The sequence below is a fragment of the Verrucomicrobiota bacterium genome (assembly GCA_021413925.1).
GTDB lineage: Bacteria > Verrucomicrobiota > Verrucomicrobiia > Chthoniobacterales > UBA6821 > UBA6821.
The window spans coordinates 96710-111902 of the sequence record JAIOPL010000002.1; the positions used below are offsets into that span (position 1 = coordinate 96710).

At 55.8% G+C, this 15193-nt stretch carries 15 protein-coding genes; 9 read left to right on the forward strand and 6 right to left on the reverse strand.

The window, feature by feature from the left end; genetic code table 11:
- Positions 1 to 15 precede the first annotated feature (15 nt).
- Positions 16 to 714, reverse strand: a complete 699-nt coding sequence (locus K8R57_01225) for a type 1 glutamine amidotransferase (GenBank protein ID MCE9586919.1) — start codon at positions 712 to 714, stop codon at positions 16 to 18.
- Between the two features lie 245 nt (positions 715 to 959).
- Between K8R57_01225 and typA the strand changes: the two genes are divergently transcribed.
- From typA to K8R57_01245, 4 genes are all read left to right on the forward strand, one after another.
- On the forward strand, positions 960 to 2789 hold the full coding sequence (typA, locus tag K8R57_01230) for a translational GTPase TypA (protein MCE9586920.1): 1830 nt from the start codon (positions 960 to 962) through the stop codon (positions 2787 to 2789).
- A gap of 202 nt (positions 2790 to 2991) precedes the next feature.
- The gene (locus K8R57_01235) at positions 2992 to 3723 is read left to right on the forward strand and encodes a YebC/PmpR family DNA-binding transcriptional regulator (protein ID MCE9586921.1); all 732 of its coding nucleotides are present in this window, start codon (positions 2992 to 2994) and stop codon (positions 3721 to 3723) included.
- Between the two features lie 381 nt (positions 3724 to 4104).
- Positions 4105 to 4356, forward strand: coding sequence for a hypothetical protein (locus K8R57_01240; protein ID MCE9586922.1), 252 nt, complete (start codon positions 4105 to 4107; stop codon positions 4354 to 4356).
- Entirely contained in the window at positions 4353 to 4730 is a 378-nt protein-coding gene (locus K8R57_01245) for a type II toxin-antitoxin system VapC family toxin (protein MCE9586923.1), read from the forward strand. The genes K8R57_01240 and K8R57_01245 overlap by 4 nt, the downstream gene beginning before the upstream one ends.
- A gap of 605 nt (positions 4731 to 5335) precedes the next feature.
- Here K8R57_01245 and ahcY read toward each other — a convergent pair.
- Positions 5336 to 6748: an adenosylhomocysteinase gene (gene ahcY, locus K8R57_01250; protein ID MCE9586924.1), complete on the reverse strand. Its 1413-nt coding sequence runs from the start codon at positions 6746 to 6748 to the stop codon at positions 5336 to 5338.
- Positions 6749 to 6793: 45 nt separating this feature from the next.
- Positions 6794 to 8008 carry a methionine adenosyltransferase gene (metK, locus tag K8R57_01255; GenBank protein MCE9586925.1) on the reverse strand — a complete coding sequence of 405 codons (1215 nt, stop codon included), beginning with the start codon at positions 8006 to 8008 and terminating at the stop codon, positions 6794 to 6796.
- A gap of 93 nt (positions 8009 to 8101) precedes the next feature.
- Here metK and K8R57_01260 point away from each other — a divergent pair, with 93 nt between their 5' ends.
- Complete coding sequence (locus K8R57_01260) at positions 8102 to 9025, forward strand: metalloregulator ArsR/SmtB family transcription factor (protein MCE9586926.1); 924 nt, start codon at positions 8102 to 8104, stop codon at positions 9023 to 9025.
- Between the two features lie 160 nt (positions 9026 to 9185).
- On the opposite strand, the gene K8R57_01265 is transcribed toward K8R57_01260, so the two are convergent.
- On the reverse strand, positions 9186 to 9542 hold the full coding sequence (locus K8R57_01265; GenBank protein ID MCE9586927.1) for a hypothetical protein: 357 nt from the start codon (positions 9540 to 9542) through the stop codon (positions 9186 to 9188).
- Positions 9543 to 9636: 94 nt separating this feature from the next.
- Here K8R57_01265 and K8R57_01270 point away from each other — a divergent pair, with 94 nt between their 5' ends.
- The 4 genes from K8R57_01270 (at position 9637) to K8R57_01285 (ending at position 13667) form a co-directional block, all read left to right on the forward strand.
- Positions 9637 to 10062, forward strand: coding sequence for a phage holin family protein (locus K8R57_01270; GenBank protein MCE9586928.1), 426 nt, complete (start codon positions 9637 to 9639; stop codon positions 10060 to 10062).
- Positions 10063 to 10127: 65 nt separating this feature from the next.
- Positions 10128 to 10805, forward strand: coding sequence for a phosphoribosylanthranilate isomerase (locus tag K8R57_01275; protein MCE9586929.1), 678 nt, complete (start codon positions 10128 to 10130; stop codon positions 10803 to 10805).
- A gap of 118 nt (positions 10806 to 10923) precedes the next feature.
- Positions 10924 to 12030: a 3-isopropylmalate dehydrogenase gene (gene leuB, locus K8R57_01280; GenBank protein ID MCE9586930.1), complete on the forward strand. Its 1107-nt coding sequence runs from the start codon at positions 10924 to 10926 to the stop codon at positions 12028 to 12030.
- Positions 12031 to 12107: 77 nt separating this feature from the next.
- On the forward strand, positions 12108 to 13667 hold the full coding sequence (locus K8R57_01285; protein ID MCE9586931.1) for an IMP dehydrogenase: 1560 nt from the start codon (positions 12108 to 12110) through the stop codon (positions 13665 to 13667).
- Between the two features lie 29 nt (positions 13668 to 13696).
- Here K8R57_01285 and K8R57_01290 read toward each other — a convergent pair whose 3' ends face one another.
- Both K8R57_01290 and K8R57_01295 read right to left on the reverse strand, forming a co-directional pair.
- Positions 13697 to 14716: a deoxyhypusine synthase family protein gene (locus K8R57_01290; protein MCE9586932.1), complete on the reverse strand. Its 1020-nt coding sequence runs from the start codon at positions 14714 to 14716 to the stop codon at positions 13697 to 13699.
- A 160-nt stretch (positions 14717 to 14876) separates the two neighbouring features.
- Positions 14877 to 15029, reverse strand: a complete 153-nt coding sequence (locus K8R57_01295) for an entericidin A/B family lipoprotein (GenBank protein ID MCE9586933.1) — start codon at positions 15027 to 15029, stop codon at positions 14877 to 14879.
- Positions 15030 to 15193: the final 164 nt, after the last annotated feature.

Below are 15193 nucleotides of genomic sequence, written 5' to 3' on the forward strand. Positions count from 1 at the left end.
CGAAAGGCGAAAGGCCTATTGGGTGAGGGTGAAGCGGTCCAAGAGTAGAAAAAAGCGGTTCTTGGCTGATTCGAATAGGGAGAGGTCGCTGAGGATTTCTTTCGGTGACTGGACAAAAGCTGAGACTGGAGGAGCGATGTCGGGCTCTACGGCTATCTCGCGGGCCATCTTTTCGGTCCATTCCAAATGAAACTGGAGTCCAAGGACCTGATTTCTAGCCGGGCCCTCCATGAGGAAAGCCTGCTGCTCGGCAGCTTCGTTACGTGCTAGTTGAACTGCTCCTGGTGGGAGGGTGTAAGTGTCACCATGCCACTGAAAAGCTTTAAAAGTATCCTCCGTACCGAACCATTCTCCTCCGAGTTCTGTCGGCTCGATGGGCTGCCATCCGAATTCCTTGCAAGTGTGGCGGAATGCCTTTCCTCCAAGGGCATCCGCTAGGAGTTGACAGCCCAAACAGAGCCCCAGGATTTTCTTTCCCGCCATGACGGCCTGCCGGAGGTATTGCTTTTCAGCGGCGATCCAAGGGTGTTTCTCCTCTTCATACGCACCCATGGGTCCTCCGAGACTCACTAGAAAGTCCACGCTTTCCAGAGAGGGGAGGGGTGCCCCTCCGCTGATCAGGCAAAACGCTATCGAATGTCCCCGGGACTTTGCCCACTCCAGCAAGGCGCCAGGTCCATCCAGAGGATCGTGTTGGAGGAAGAGCAGTCGCATGGCTGGTTGGAGTGTTAAAACGTTGAATTGTTAAAACGGTTGATCGTCTATTTGCATTAAAATTATGGCCAATTCGATACGTTACAAAAATGGAAGATTAGCGGGGCGGTTTCCATCCAAGCCGTGTTTTCTCATTCTGCCACATTGTAACCTTTTACTTTTTCACATTTTTAACCCGCTTGCCTCCATGCCCCGTTGACATGCGCACATTGTGCATAGATAGTAGCCGGCTACTTAAAAAGACCATGGATAATATTCGCAACATCGCCATCATCGCCCACGTCGACCACGGGAAGACCACACTCGTCGATCAGCTTCTCAAGCAGTCGGGCACTTTCCGCGCCAACGAGGCCAAGGCCACCGAGATCTGCATTATGGATTCCATGGATCTGGAGCGTGAGAAGGGCATCACCATCAAGGCTAAGAACGCCGCCTTCCAGTGGCATGAATACCATGTCAATATCGTCGACACCCCTGGCCACGCCGACTTCGGCGGCGAGGTGGAGCGCATCATGAAGATGGTGGACGGAGTGCTTCTTGTCGTGGACGCCTTTGGTGGTCCCCAGGCCCAAACCAAGTTCGTGCTCAAGAAGGCTCTGGAGAACGGCCTCAAGCCGATCGTTGTCATCAACAAGATCGACCGCGACAATGCCGACCCGCACAAGGTTCTGGACATGGTCTTCGAGCTCTTCCTCGAACTCGGTGCCAACGACACGCAACTCGACTTCCCCGTCGTTTACGCCAGCGCCAAGCAAGGATTTGCCAAGAACGAGATCGATCAGGAGAGCACCACGATGGAGCCTCTCTACGAGGCCATCATCAAGCACATCCCGGCTCCGAAGAAGTCGGATGTCGACTACTTCCAGATGCTTGTTTCCAACCTCGATTACAGCGACTACCTCGGTCGTATCGCCTTCGGCCGCATCATCAGCGGCACGGTCAAGCTGGGCGAGCAGATCGTTGCCATCCACAAGAACGGTACGAAAGAAAAGAAGGCCGTGACGGCGATCTTCGGCCACAAGGGACTTCAGAAGATCGAGCTTCAGGAAGCCAGTGCCGGCGACATCGTCGGTCTCTGCGGTTTCGAAGAGGTCTACATCGGTGAGACCATCACTGATAACGAAACTCGTGAGCCTCTCGCTTTCGTCGATATCGATCCCCCGACCATCACGATGAAGATCTGTATCAACGACGGACCGCTCGTCGGCAAGGAGGGCAAGCTTGTCACCGCACGCCAGATCAAGGAACGCCTCACCCGTGAAACCCGTACCAACGTCTCCATCGAGGTGAAGGAGACGGAGCTTGCCGGTCACTTCCAGATCAAGGCGCGCGGAGAGATGCAGATCGCCGTTATTGTGGAGCAGATGCGCCGCGAGGGCTTCGAGCTTCTCGTTTCGCGTCCCGAGGTCATCTACAAGCGGGGTGAGGGTGGAAAGCTTCTGGAGCCTATCGAGACCGTCTACATCGATGTCCCGCCTGATAATCTGGGCGACATCCTTCAGAGTCTCGCCGGTCGGAAGTCCGAGATCGTGAACATGGATCACAAGCCCAAGAGCGTCACCGTCCAGGCTGAGGCTCCGACCCGCGGACTCATCGGATTCGAAACCGATCTGGTCAACCTGACCAAGGGAGCCGGCATCATGTCGCATATCTTCAAGGAGTATGCCGAATTCAAGGGCGACATCCCCACCCGCAACAATGGAGTTCTGATCTCCATGGAAGCCGGCGTTGCCATGGCCTACTCCATGGAGAAGATCCAGGAGCGAGGCCGTCTCTTCGTCTCTCCTCAGGATGACGTTTATGTCGGAATGATCGTTGGTGAGAATTCACGCGCCGACGATATGCCGGTCAATGTCTGCAAGGCCAAAACCTTGAACAACATGCGTAGCTCGGGAGACGGCAAGGGAGTCTCCCTCTCCCCGCCGCTCAAGATGAGCCTCGAGCGTTCGCTCGAGTACATCGCCCCCGACGAGTATGTCGAGGTGACTCCGCTCAGCATCCGTCTGCGCAAGAAGCTGCTCGACGCCACGGCCCGCAAGCGCGCCAGCTCGACGCCAGTTATTGCTGACGAGTAAAACTGCAAAGAGGCTACTAGACTGTAGGCTGTTAGACTATTAGGTCAGAGAAACAGAGGCTCCATACCCAAAAAGTTGGCGTTTAATCCGGATATCTGAAATATGAAGTCGGAAAAGCGCTTTAATATTTTGAATCGATGTCCGGAATTTCTCCTAACAGTCTAAAAGACTAAACCGCTAAAACCTTAACCTTTCTCCTCCTATGGGTCGCCAATGGCTCCTCGCAAAACGCGAGGTCACATCCCTCAAGAAGTCGAAGTCGACGGGGAAGTTCGTCCGGGAAATCACCATCGCTGCCAAACAGGGTGGTGCCGATCCCGCAACGAACTCCCGACTCTTCGCCGCGTTGGAAAAGGCCCGTGCCGAGAGCGTCTCCAAGGATGTCATTGACCGGGCCATTAACAAGGGGGCAGGGATTGGTGAGGACAAGATCGTCATCGATCATATCGCCTTCGAGGGATATACCCCGCACAAGGTGCCAGTGATCGTCGAGGTCTACACCGATAATACAAACCGCACGACCCCCGAGATCCGGGTACTCTTCCGCGACGCGCAACTCGGCGCTCCGGGAAGTAACAAGTTCCTCTTCGACCATGTCGGTCTTGTGGAAGCCTACACAGATAATGTTTCTGTTGATCCCGAAGAGGCGGCTATTGAGGCTGGTGCTAATGAGGTGGAGTCTCTGAACCATGAGCAGAACGACGACATCCCTGCCGAAAAGAAAGGAGCTCGCTTCATTACCGACCGCACTGCCACCGCGGCCGTCACCAACTGGCTCAAGGAGAACGGCTGGAAAATTGTCACCAGTGAGATCGGTTATGTGGCGAAAACCTTCCCCACGCTAACCGACGAACAGCGTGCCGAGGTTGGGGAATTTCTCCAGTCACTCGAAGAGCACGATGATGTGCATCGGGTCTGGACAGCCATCAAGTAGGTAGGCTCGCGATCTTGACGTAGAGCGTCGTTGCCGCTCACTCGGCGTAGAACTGCTACGGCTTTTGTTAGCACTTACCTCCCGGCAAGCAGTGCCGCCCTTTGCAGGGCTGCCTGCGGCAGTCTTCCGCGCCTCTTTCCAGAGGCTTGGTTCTCGCGCGCCTAGCTTTCCATCCAAGCTTGCGAACCTTGTCAGAAAAAACGTCTGACGGCTAACTGAGCTAAGTAGGCTACGCTTGGCCGCCTATCCATTCACCAAAACTCCGCCGCCGCTTAAGTTCGATGCCTATTGTAATTTGGTATAACAGCCGACCTTTGCTCTTCGCGAGAAAGGGATGATGCACCCTCTTGACGAAACCCGTAAATATGGGAATATGGGTTCATGAAGACAACCCTTGAACTCCCGGATGAGCTGTTTCGGCAGGCGAAGGCACACGCCTCGGCTGGAGGAATATCGCTGAAGATATTCGTTACCGAGGCCCTTGAAATGAAGCTCCGTGCGCAATCTCCCGGCCAGCTTAAACCATGGATCAGGCATTTCGGAGCGCTCAGGCATCTGGGGAGTGAGAGGAAGAAAATCGAGCGGCGGATCGCCGAGGAGTTCGATTCTGTCGATTCCAAGGAATGGAAGTGATTCTGGATACAAACGCCCTATCCGCTCTCCTGGACGGGGATCCGGCTATCAGGGGCGTGCTTGAGCAAGCTGGGATGATTTATCTCTCCCCGGTTGTGCTTGGAGAATATCGCTTCGGCATCCTTGCCTCGCGGTACCGGTCGCAATATGAGCAAGAGCTCGCTCGGATGGAGATGGAAGTTCCCGCGTTGCCTCTGGACGAGGTCACGGCAAGTCACTACGCCGAGATCCGCCAAGACCTGAAATCAGCAGGATCTCCCATTCCATGGCACGATCTCTGGATCGCTGCCCAGTGCCGCCAGCACCTGCTGCCAATCCTTTCCCGTGATGTACACTTCGATCAGGTCAAGGGCATTACCCGCATCGGGTGGTAATACCATCTCCACTCTTATTCCGGTAGAATCAGCTGGGTCTTTCGGCGATGGGCGTTGTTGTCATCCCTCGGGTTATCTTCAGATAGCCCTCGGTCTTCCGCCTAGCCCATCACCAAAATTCCTTCGCAAATTCCACCAGACTAATCGCGTAAATGGTATAAGTAGCGGTTTCATTCCGTAAAGCGTTTCATGGAATGAAGATGGGTTTGCGATGGGGAAGACTCTTTCGCTAGAGCGGTTTCGGTTTTATTTGACGCATGTACATGGGAAGAAATCTCGCGCAAAGACGCAAAGATGGTATGACGAAAAGCTTCAATCAAGTGATTCTCTGATTTGAGGGGAGTGCCGATGACGATTCTCTCCGCAACCAATCCTTTGTCTTTTCCTCTGCGTCTCTGCGCCTCTGCGCGAGTCCTTGTATTTATCGACGGTCCAGATGATCGCCCAAAGAACGACAGATTAAACGCAAGATGCTCTAGAGCGGCCGGTCGCGCCTCTATCCTGATTCAACCCATAAAAAAGCCCCGGCCATTTCTGACCGGGGCTCATTTGTTGAACTTTCTAACCCTTGAACCTTTCACTGTTCACCACTAGTCGCTTTGCGACTAGTAGCGGTAATGCGCTGGCTTGTAGGGTCCCTCGGCGGAGACGTCGAGGTACTCGGCCTGCTCCTTGGTGAGCTGTGTGAGCTTCACTCCGATCTTATCGAGGTGGAGGCGGGCAACTTCCTCGTCGAGCTTCTTGGGTAGGACATAGACGCCGGGTTTGTAGGTCTCGCGGTTCTTCCAGAGCTCAAGCTGAGCCAGGGTCTGATTGCTGAAGCTGGCGCTCATGACGAAGCTGGGATGACCCGTGGCACAGCCAAGATTCACAAGGCGTCCCTCCGCAAGAAGGAAGATCTCGTTGCCGCTCGGGAAGGTGTACTTATCGACCTGGGGCTTGATGTTGGTGTGCTTGACTGTTTTGTCTGCCTGGAGTTTGTCGACCTCGATCTCATTATCGAAGTGACCGATGTTGCAGATGATCGCTTGGTCCTTCATGTGCTTCATGTGCTCGAAGCTGATGACGCCAACGTTACCCGTGGTAGTGACATAGATGTCGGCACGACCGAGGGTATCCTCAAGCGTTGTGACCTCGTAGCCTTCCATCGCAGCCTGGAGGGCATTGATCGGATCGATCTCAGTGATAATAACGCGTGCTCCCTGTCCGCGGAGCGATTGGGCACTACCCTTGCCGACATCGCCGTAGCCACAGATGACGGCGACTTTGCCGGAGATCATGACGTCGATGGCGCGGTTCAGTCCGTCGACCAGCGAGTGGCGGCAACCATAGAGGTTGTCGAACTTCGACTTGGTGACGGAGTCGTTCACGTTGAAGGCAGGAACGAGTAGTTTGCCCTTCTCGTGGAGCTTGTAGAGACGATGGACACCGGTGGTAGTCTCCTCGGAGACGCCGCGCCATTCCTTGACCATATCGTGCCAGCGGGTCGGGTTCTCTTTGTAGACCTGTTTGAGGAGGTCCTTGATGACCTGCTCTTCGTGATTGCCAGAGGGGGTATTGACCCAGTCATCACCATCCTCGAGCTCGTAGCCCTTGTGAAGCAGGAGTGTTACGTCACCGCCGTCATCGACAACCATCTGGGGGCCCTTGCCGCCATCGAAGGAGATGGCTTTGTAGGTGCACCACCAATATTCCTCGAGGCTCTCGCCCTTCCATGCGAAGACAGGAACGCCGGTGACGGCGATCGCCGCTGCGGCCTGATCTTGGGTCGAGAAGATGTTACAGCTGGCCCAGCGTACATCGGCTCCGAGCTCGGTGAGAGTCTCGATCAAGACCGCCGTCTGGATAGTCATGTGGAGCGAACCGGTGATGCGGACGCCCTTAAGTGGCTTCTCCTGTGCGTACTTTTTTCTTATCGACATGAGACCGGGCATCTCCTGCTCGGCGATGATGATCTCCTTGCGGCCCCATTCGGCTAGTGTGATGTCGGCTACTTTGTAATCGGTGGTGTTGGTCATGATTTTAGGAATTTGGTGATCGGATCTAGGTAATGGGTGATTGGGTTATTTGAGTTTGGCGGCTGAAAGAGCAGCCTTCTTGAGAGCAACGGCTTTGTCGGTCTTCTCCCAGGTGATGTCGGAGTCACTCTTGCCGAAGTGACCGTAGTTCGTGGTCTTGGAGTAGATCGGGCGGCGCAGCTTGAGCTGGCTGATGATTTCGGAGGGCTTGAAGCCGAAGGTCTTCTTCACGGCTACCTCGATGGCCTCCTCGGGAACAGTGGCAGTTCCGAAGGTGTCGATGTGGATCGAGACGGGATCAGGATGACCGATCGCGTAGGCGAACTGCACCTCGCAGCGCGCGGCAAGGCCGGCGGCAACTACGTTCTTGGCAACATAGCGGCCCATGTAGGCGGCCGAGCGGTCGACCTTCGTGGGATCTTTCCCAGAGAAGGCTCCACCCCCATGCCGTCCCATTCCGCCATAGGTGTCGACGATGATCTTGCGGCCGGTGAGGCCGGTGTCCCCCTGAGGACCGCCGATAACAAATCGGCCGGTCGGGTTGATCAGGAACTCGGTCTTCTTGGTGAGCATCTTGGCGGGCAGGACCTTGCGGATGACTTTCTCGATGCAGAACTTCTCGATCTCCTTGTGTGAGATTCCCTCGGCGTGTTGGGTTGAAATGACCACGTTCACGATGCGGGTCGGCTTCCCGTCGACATACTCGACGGAGACCTGACTCTTCGCGTCGGGGCGGAGCCACTTGGCCGCGCCGCTCTTGCGGAGGCGTGTGAGTTCACTACCAAGGCGGTGGGCATACATGATCGGAGCGGGCATCAGCTCTGGAGTCTCGTCGCACGCATAGCCGAACATGAGACCCTGGTCGCCGGCACCCTGCTCGGCGGTCTTCTTGCCCGTGGCCTTCTTCGCATCGACACCCTGGGCGATGTCGGGGCTCTGCGACGTGATGATGTTGTTGATGAAGACGGTGTCGGCATGGAAGACATCATCGTCATGGTGATATCCGATCTCTCGGATCGCATCGCGGACGATCTTTCCAAGATTGAGAGCGGATTCGAGGGGCTTATTCTTGAGTTTGGGAACCGTGATCTCCCCACCGATCACGACGATGTTGCTCTTGGCATAGGTCTCGCAGGCGACTCTGCTGCTGGGATCCAGCGCCAGGCAGGCATCGAGGATGGCATCAGAAATGGTGTCGCAAACTTTGTCGGGATGGCCTTCGCCGACGGATTCAGAGGAGAAGATGTAGCTGCGTGACATGGGATCGTGGGGTTGGAGTTTCTTGTTTTCCAAGCAGAGCAGGCAGAGAGCTGCCGGCTTTACTTATGAAGATATATGTATATGTCTATGGGTGTGGCGTCAATCCTCCAATCCCTCCGCGCTCTCTCCGAGCCGACCCGTCTGCGTCTGCTGGCACTTCTGCTTGAGGAGGAGCTCTCGGTGGCAGAGCTGCAGGAGGCTCTCGGGATGGGGCAATCACGTATCTCGGCCAGTCTGGGAATGCTTCGCCGTCAGGGTCTCGTCCTCGATCGTCGTGTCGGGAAGAATATCTATTACACCGCCGTAGTTTCGGCGATCGCCCCGCTCCGAGATGCCGTCACTGCTGCGGTTTCCGAGCTTCCCGAGGGTGAACGCGATCGTCACGCGCTCCAACTCGTGCTTAACAAACGACGGGACCGCGCGGCCGATTACTTTGACAAGCTCGCCGGAAAGTTCGGTCGCACCTACGTTCCCGGCCGCTCCTGGCAGGCGCTTGCCCATGGTCTTCTGCGCCTCATGCCGCCCATGGTCATCGCCGACATGGGGGCAGGGGAGGGAACGCTCTCACAGCTTCTGGCCCGCACTGCCAAGCAAGTCATTGCGATCGATAACTCACCCAAGATGGTCGAATACGGTGCACGCATCGCGACGGAAAATGGCTATGCCAATCTGGAATACCGGCTCGGGGATCTCGAGGAGCCACCGGTCGAATCAGGCTCGGTCGATGTGGTCCTCTTCAGCCAGGCCCTCCATCATGCCGCGCGTCCGCAGCGTGCTGTGGAAAGTGCTTTCAGGATCCTCAAGCCGGGAGGGCGAATCCTCATCCTTGATCTGGCCAGCCATACCTATGAGCAGGCCAAGGAACTCTATGCTCATGTCTGGCTTGGCTTCTCCGGCGTGGAGCTTCACTCCATGCTAGAGAAAGTCGGCTTCACCGACCTCGAGGTGAGCATTGTGGCCCGCGAACAGCAGGCCCCGAACTTCCAGACGATTCTGGCGACGGGTAGCAAGAATTAACAGGAAAACTCACAGGGATAAAGGGGATGCCAAAATATCCCGTGGAGGTACAGAGACATGTTGGTTACAGCTCCCCTCGCACAAATGCTCGTTTCTTTGCGAGGTCTATCAGACCTACAGACTAAACTGCTAACAGACTTGCTGGCTTGTTGAGCCAGCTTCAACGCTTCTTCAGCGGCTTCTCGAGTGCCTCGGCGCGGAGTTGGCTCAAGGCATCTGCCCAATCCGTATGAGAATCACCGGCCCAGTCCATTTTCTGACGGCGTTCCGCAATGAAGTAGGCGCGTAGGGCGATATCGTCGTGGGAGATCACCGGTTCCTTGGCGGATGTTTTGTGATCCACTGTGAATGATGGGGCCAGCTTGGAAGTGATTTTCCCCGCCGTACGCTTGTTTCGAGTAGTTGCCTTTGATTTCACAGCTGCGGCACCCTTGGACAAAGCAGCCGTTGTAGGAGTGAGTTTTTTAACCGATGCGGTCGGTGCTGAATTGGCGGATGAGGATTTTTTAGTAGCCATAGTTACTCCCTGAAAGCAAAGAGTATGCCGATGTAGGGAGGCGTCGAAGGATTTTTTCTGCCAATTTCGTCACATTGGGATGTACCATGCACCTATGAAGGAATTTCTTATTCGTTGGTTCATAACGACTCTCGCCGTCATGGGGGCCTCCCATATCGTACCAGGGATCTCCTACAGCTCCACGGAGACTCTTATAGGGGCAGCGTTGCTTCTTGGGATTATCAATGCGTTGGTGAGGCCCGTTCTACTTCTGCTGAGCCTCCCCTTCATTATCGTCACCATGGGATTCTTTATCCTAGTGATCAATGCGCTCTTACTCCTCTTTGTCTCCGCTGTGGTTCCCGGATTCCATGTTGAAGGCTTCTGGAGTGCTCTTTTTGCGGGAATCATCATCGGAATGATCAGCTGGATCCTGAGCTGCTTCTTCCGTGCAAGTGATGGGCGCGTCTATCCCGTCACTCACCATCAGCAGATGAAGAAGGTGGAGGGGCGGGTTGTCTCGGAAGATTCACAGGGATAAAGGGGATAAAAGGGATGGGATGATTCCTTGGACATTTACTTATCTTATTCATCCCCTTTATCCCTGTGAGCCATTCCCGAGTTATTCCCTTCTTCGACCAGAAGCCTGCGGCGCCGAAGATCTGCGGAATTACCTCTTCTGAGGATGCCATTCGGACGATTGAGTCAGGAGCTGGAGCCTTGGGATTCAATTTCTATCCACCCTCTCCTCGCTCCATTCCCGAGGAGGCTGATCTATCTTGGATCGCAAAGCTCAAGAAAGACTATCCCGATATTGCTCTTGTGGCGGTGGTTGTGAATCCCGAGGAGAGCCTACTTGCACGCCTCCGCGAGGCCCTCTGCTTCGATGCCATTCAGTTTCACGGGGACGAGTCCCCTGAGTTCTGCGCTACTGAGGGAGCCCGATTTCCTTACTGGATCAAGGCTCTGCGGATTCGCTCGGAAGCGGACCTTGAGGAGGCGACCGCTTTTGAAACCCCTTGGCTCCTTCTCGATGCCGCTGTTCCAGGAACCTACGGAGGGAGCGGTCATACCATTGATTGGAGACTGGCCTGCCGCTTTGTTGGGGACCATCCCGAGAAGCAAGTGATCCTTGCCGGAGGGCTCACTCCCGACAATGTGAACGGCGCCATCGCACAAGTGCATCCCCATGCCGTCGATGTCGCCAGTGGTGTCGAATCAGCTCCCCGCGCCAAGGACCCAGAAAAGGTGAGTGCGTTCATAGCGAATGCCATGAATGGTTGAAGCGTGAAAGTGTTAAAATAGTTACACAAAGAAGAGGCTCTACCTTTGAGCAATTCTTGTGTCTCATGCTTGTTTTCCTTTGAAACTCACCAACTGTTCAACTAATCACCCTAATCCCATGAGCAAAACCTACCGTATCGCAGTACTAGCCGGAGACGGCATCGGACCCGAAGTCATGGCAGAGGCCGCCAAAGTCCTGCGTGCCGTAGAGAAAAAGTTTGGATTCATTCTTCAGGAAACCGCAATGCCCGTAGGAGGTGCCGGAATCGACCAAACCGGCAAAGCCCTACCTGCGGAGACCCTGAAGGTCTGCGAGGAGAGTGATGCGATCCTCTTTGGCTCCGTCGGCGGTCCCAAGTGGGAGAACCTTCCCCCGAACGAGCAGCCCGAGCGAGCGGCTCTGCTGCCATTACGTAAGCATTTCGGACTCTTTGCCAATCTACGCCCCTGCATCTGCCTGCCGGAGCTGGCCCATGCTTCCCCTCTCCGCCCTGAGTCGGTGGCCGGCGGTGTCGATGTCCTCTGTGTGCGCGAACTCACCGGCGGTCTCTACTTTGGAGAGCCTAAGTTTCTCAAAGATACCGGAGAGAATGAAGTCGATCCGATCGCAGTCGACACGATGGTCTATAAAAAAAGCGAGATCGAGCGAATCGCCCGCGTCGCTTTCGAAGCTGCCCGTGGTCGCGGCAAGAAGCTCACATCCATTGATAAGGCTAATGTGCTCCAGAATGGCATTCTCTGGCGCCGGACTGTGAGCGAGATTGCAAAGGAATACCCCGATGTCCAACTCTCCCATCTCTATGTCGATAACGCAGCGATGCAACTCATCAAGAACCCGAAGCAGTTCGATGTGGTCTTGGCCGAAAACCTCTTCGGCGATATCCTGAGCGACGAGATGGCCATGATCGCCGGATCGCTCGGCATGCTCCCCAGTGCGAGTCTTGGCAAATCCAAGGGTAGGTCCTGCCGTTTCGGCATGTACGAACCGAGTGGAGGCACCGCTCCCGACATCGCTGGCAAGGGAATCGCTAACCCAATCGCCCAGATCCTGAGTGTCGGAATGATGCTTCGGCACTCGCTCAATGAGGCGGCTGCCGCCGAAGCCATCGATGCCGCCGTCCGCAGCGTGATCGCATCCGGTCTTCGTACCGGGGATATCTGGTCCGAGGGAACAACCAGAGTCGGCACGGCTGAGATGGGTGATGCCATCGCGAAGGCGATTTGAAGCAGATCTGAGAGAGAGTGCCTTCAGTCGGCCGGAAATTTCTTGCCAAAGAGACCGCATGGAAGGCAATTTCCTTCATGGCAGCGACACGCACTCCTGACGAGATTTTCTACCGGGGGACTGACTCCTTTTTTAACGCCCATGCAGATATCGGGCTGACTTTTGATGACGTCACGCTGGCGACACTTTATTCGGATATTCTGCCGAGCCAGACTCAGCTTGATTCCCGGCTGACCGAGGCCCTGCATCTGAATATCCCTGTCGTCTCAGCCGACATGGACACAGTCACCGAATCACGCCTCGCGATCGCCATGGCACTGAACGGGGGTCTCGGACTCATTCATTACAATATGCCCGAGAAGGACCAGCTCTGGCATGTCAGCCGTGTGAAATACCATGTGCAGGGACTGATCCAGGACCCTATCAAGGTATCGCCCGATCAATCCATCGGGGACGTCCTCCAGCTCATCGAAGAGAAGAACTTCGGCTTCAGCACGTTTCCTGTTGTCGATGAGAGCGACAGACTCGTCGGACTGCTCTCCGGTCATGTGGTCAAGCCACGCTATGCTTCTAAAAAGGTCTCCGAGGCGCTAACACCGCGCAGTCAGGTCCGCACACTCTCTCGGAAGGAACTCGGGAAGGATCCGATAGCCGTAGCTGACAAGTTCTTCACCGAGCATGTAGGGATCCACAAACTGCTGGTCGTGGATGATGAGGATCGTCTCCACGGCCTGATCACCATGAGCGATGTCGAGAAAATCACCCAGGAACGCAAGGCTCAGTTCAAGCCCGCCCGCGACTCCCAGTTCCGCCTGATCTGTGGTGCGGCCGTCTCCGCAACGCGCAATGCTTTTGGGGAGCTTGATAGGGAGCGAATCCTGAATCATGTCGGGGCGCTCATCGAACGAGGCGTCGATGTTGTCGCTGTCTCCACGGCCCACGGCCATAGCAAGGGGGTGGGAGACACCGTCAAGGTGCTGCGCGATGCGTTCCCCAAACTGCCGATCATCGCTGGGAATGTCACCAGTGCATCTGGCGTCGAGTATCTGGCCGACTGCGGCGCGAATATCATAAAGATAGGGCAGGGGCCCGGATCCATCTGCACCACTCGCATCGTGGCAGGAGTCGGTATTCCACAGATGACAGCCCTCTATGTCTGCTCGAAGGCCGCAGAAAAAAAGAAGGTATCCATTCTGGCCGACGGCGGCATCACCAAATCCGGCGACATCGTGAAGGCGCTAACCATGGCGCAAGGGGTCATCTGCGGTGGTATGTTCGCAGGCTGCAACGAGGCTCCGGGTGAAGTCGTCGAAATTGGAGGGAAACCCTACAAGCAGTACCGCGGCATGGGGAGTCTCTCAGCGATGAATGCTGGCAGTGCCGCCCGGTATGGTCATGACAAGAAGGACACCACCCGCAAGGTGGCTGCCGAAGGGGTCGAGGCACTCAAGGAGGCCTGTGGGCCCGTGGACCGAGTGCTCGCGAGTCTCATTGGCGGTATCCAGAGTGGCATGGGATATCTCGGTGCCGCCAATCTGGAGCAACTCCGCGAGAAAGCCCGCTACATTCGCGTCAGCCCGGCCGGCCAGCGAGAGGCCTCCCCCCATGACGTGGTGGAGTTGAAGACCCGGAACTAATTGTCTTCTAGCAGCCGCCCTGCGGCGGATTACCAGCCTAGAATCAATGCGAAAACCAGAGGTGCGACGATCGAGGCGTCCGACTCGATGATGTGCTTGGGTGTATTGATGCCGAGCTTGCCCCAAGTGATCTTCTCATTCGGGACGGCGCCGGAGTAGCTGCCGTAGCTTGTGGTGGAATCGCTGATCTGGCAGAAATAGCCCCAGAGCGGAATCTCGGGACGCTGGAGATCCTGATGGAGCATCGGGACCACGCAAATCGGGAAATCACCGGCGATGCCGCCACCGATCTGGAAAAATCCGATGGAGCCGTCCGGGGAGCCGGCATGCCGGCCAGTTCCCGCACTTGCCGTGAGTGGCTTCGAGTTCTTCGTGTACCAGTCAGCGAGCGCAATCATGTACTCGATGCCTGTGCGGACGGTATGGACATTCTTCACATCGCCGCTGATGACGTGTCCGGCAAACATATTGCCTAGCGTGGAGTCCTCCCAGCCCGGGACGAACATCGGGAGGTTTTTCTTGGCGGCCTCCATCAGCCAGCTATTTTTCGGGTCGATCTGATACTCGAGCTTCCCGCTCAGTAGGATGCGGTACATGAACTCGTGTGGGAAGAGGCGCTCACCCTTCTTGTCAGCGGCTTCCCACTCCTGAAGGACGGCCGATTCGATCCGGCGCATTGCCTCCATCTCGGGGATGCAGGTGTCGGTGACGCGGTTCATGTGACGCTCCAGAAGGGCCACCTCGTCAGCGCCTGTAAGATCACGGTAGTTCGGCACGCGCTCGTAGAAATCGTGGGCGACGAGATTAAACACATCTTCCTCCAGATTCGCCCCCGTGCAGCAGATGGCGTGGACCTTGTCCTGGCGGATCATCTCCGCAAGTGAGAGTCCCAGCTCCGCAGTGCTCATTGCTCCGGCGATCGTCATGAACATGGAACCACCCTTGTCGAGGTGGGCGGTGTAGCTGTGGGCCGCATCCTTCAGTGCGGCGGCATTGAAGTGACGGTAGTGATGCTCGATGAAGTTGGAGATGGGGCCGGAAGTGGACATGGTGCTGAAAGAATTGGTGAAGAATGATGAAACCTGAAACTTGAAACCTGAAGAAGCCGTAAATTACGCAATGATCGATCCCCGAAGACAGGCGACTAAATCAAAAGGCCGCACCGGTTGCCCGGCGCGGCCTCTAAAATTAACAATACTACTGGAGAAATCAGTTATTGATCTTCTGCTCGACCTTGTTGGCGGCCTTGGTCACGTCGCGACCTGCAGCGCTGACATCCTGACCAACACCACTGACGGTATGGCAAGCGGAGAGCGAAAAGGCGGCGATGGCAACGAGGGCTAATGAGAATAGGTGTTTCATAGATTTCTACGAATGCCAAAAATCCTCTCATCTGTCGATCCGAAGAACGTTCTGTCTCTGTAAAAGTTGTGAGTAACTGTGAGGGGGGCGGGGGGGCGGAATCGATAAAGCCCATGCCTGTAAAAGGGCAGGGGCTTTTTTGCTACTCCCACTTTCGATCCGCA

Coding starts and splice junctions, on each gene's coding strand:
- K8R57_01225 (MCE9586919.1), bottom strand. CDS start 714: ATGCGACTGCTCTTCCTCCAACACGATCCTCTGGATGGACCTGGCGCC.
- typA (MCE9586920.1), top strand. CDS start 960: ATGGATAATATTCGCAACATCGCCATCATCGCCCACGTCGACCACGGG.
- K8R57_01235 (MCE9586921.1), top strand. CDS start 2,992: ATGGGTCGCCAATGGCTCCTCGCAAAACGCGAGGTCACATCCCTCAAG.
- K8R57_01240 (MCE9586922.1), top strand. CDS start 4,105: ATGAAGACAACCCTTGAACTCCCGGATGAGCTGTTTCGGCAGGCGAAG.
- ahcY (MCE9586924.1), bottom strand. CDS start 6,748: ATGACCAACACCACCGATTACAAAGTAGCCGACATCACACTAGCCGAA.
- metK (MCE9586925.1), bottom strand. CDS start 8,008: ATGTCACGCAGCTACATCTTCTCCTCTGAATCCGTCGGCGAAGGCCAT.
- K8R57_01265 (MCE9586927.1), bottom strand. CDS start 9,542: ATGGCTACTAAAAAATCCTCATCCGCCAATTCAGCACCGACCGCATCG.
- K8R57_01270 (MCE9586928.1), top strand. CDS start 9,637: ATGAAGGAATTTCTTATTCGTTGGTTCATAACGACTCTCGCCGTCATG.
- leuB (MCE9586930.1), top strand. CDS start 10,924: ATGAGCAAAACCTACCGTATCGCAGTACTAGCCGGAGACGGCATCGGA.
- K8R57_01285 (MCE9586931.1), top strand. CDS start 12,108: ATGGCAGCGACACGCACTCCTGACGAGATTTTCTACCGGGGGACTGAC.
- K8R57_01290 (MCE9586932.1), bottom strand. CDS start 14,716: ATGTCCACTTCCGGCCCCATCTCCAACTTCATCGAGCATCACTACCGT.
- K8R57_01295 (MCE9586933.1), bottom strand. CDS start 15,029: ATGAAACACCTATTCTCATTAGCCCTCGTTGCCATCGCCGCCTTTTCG.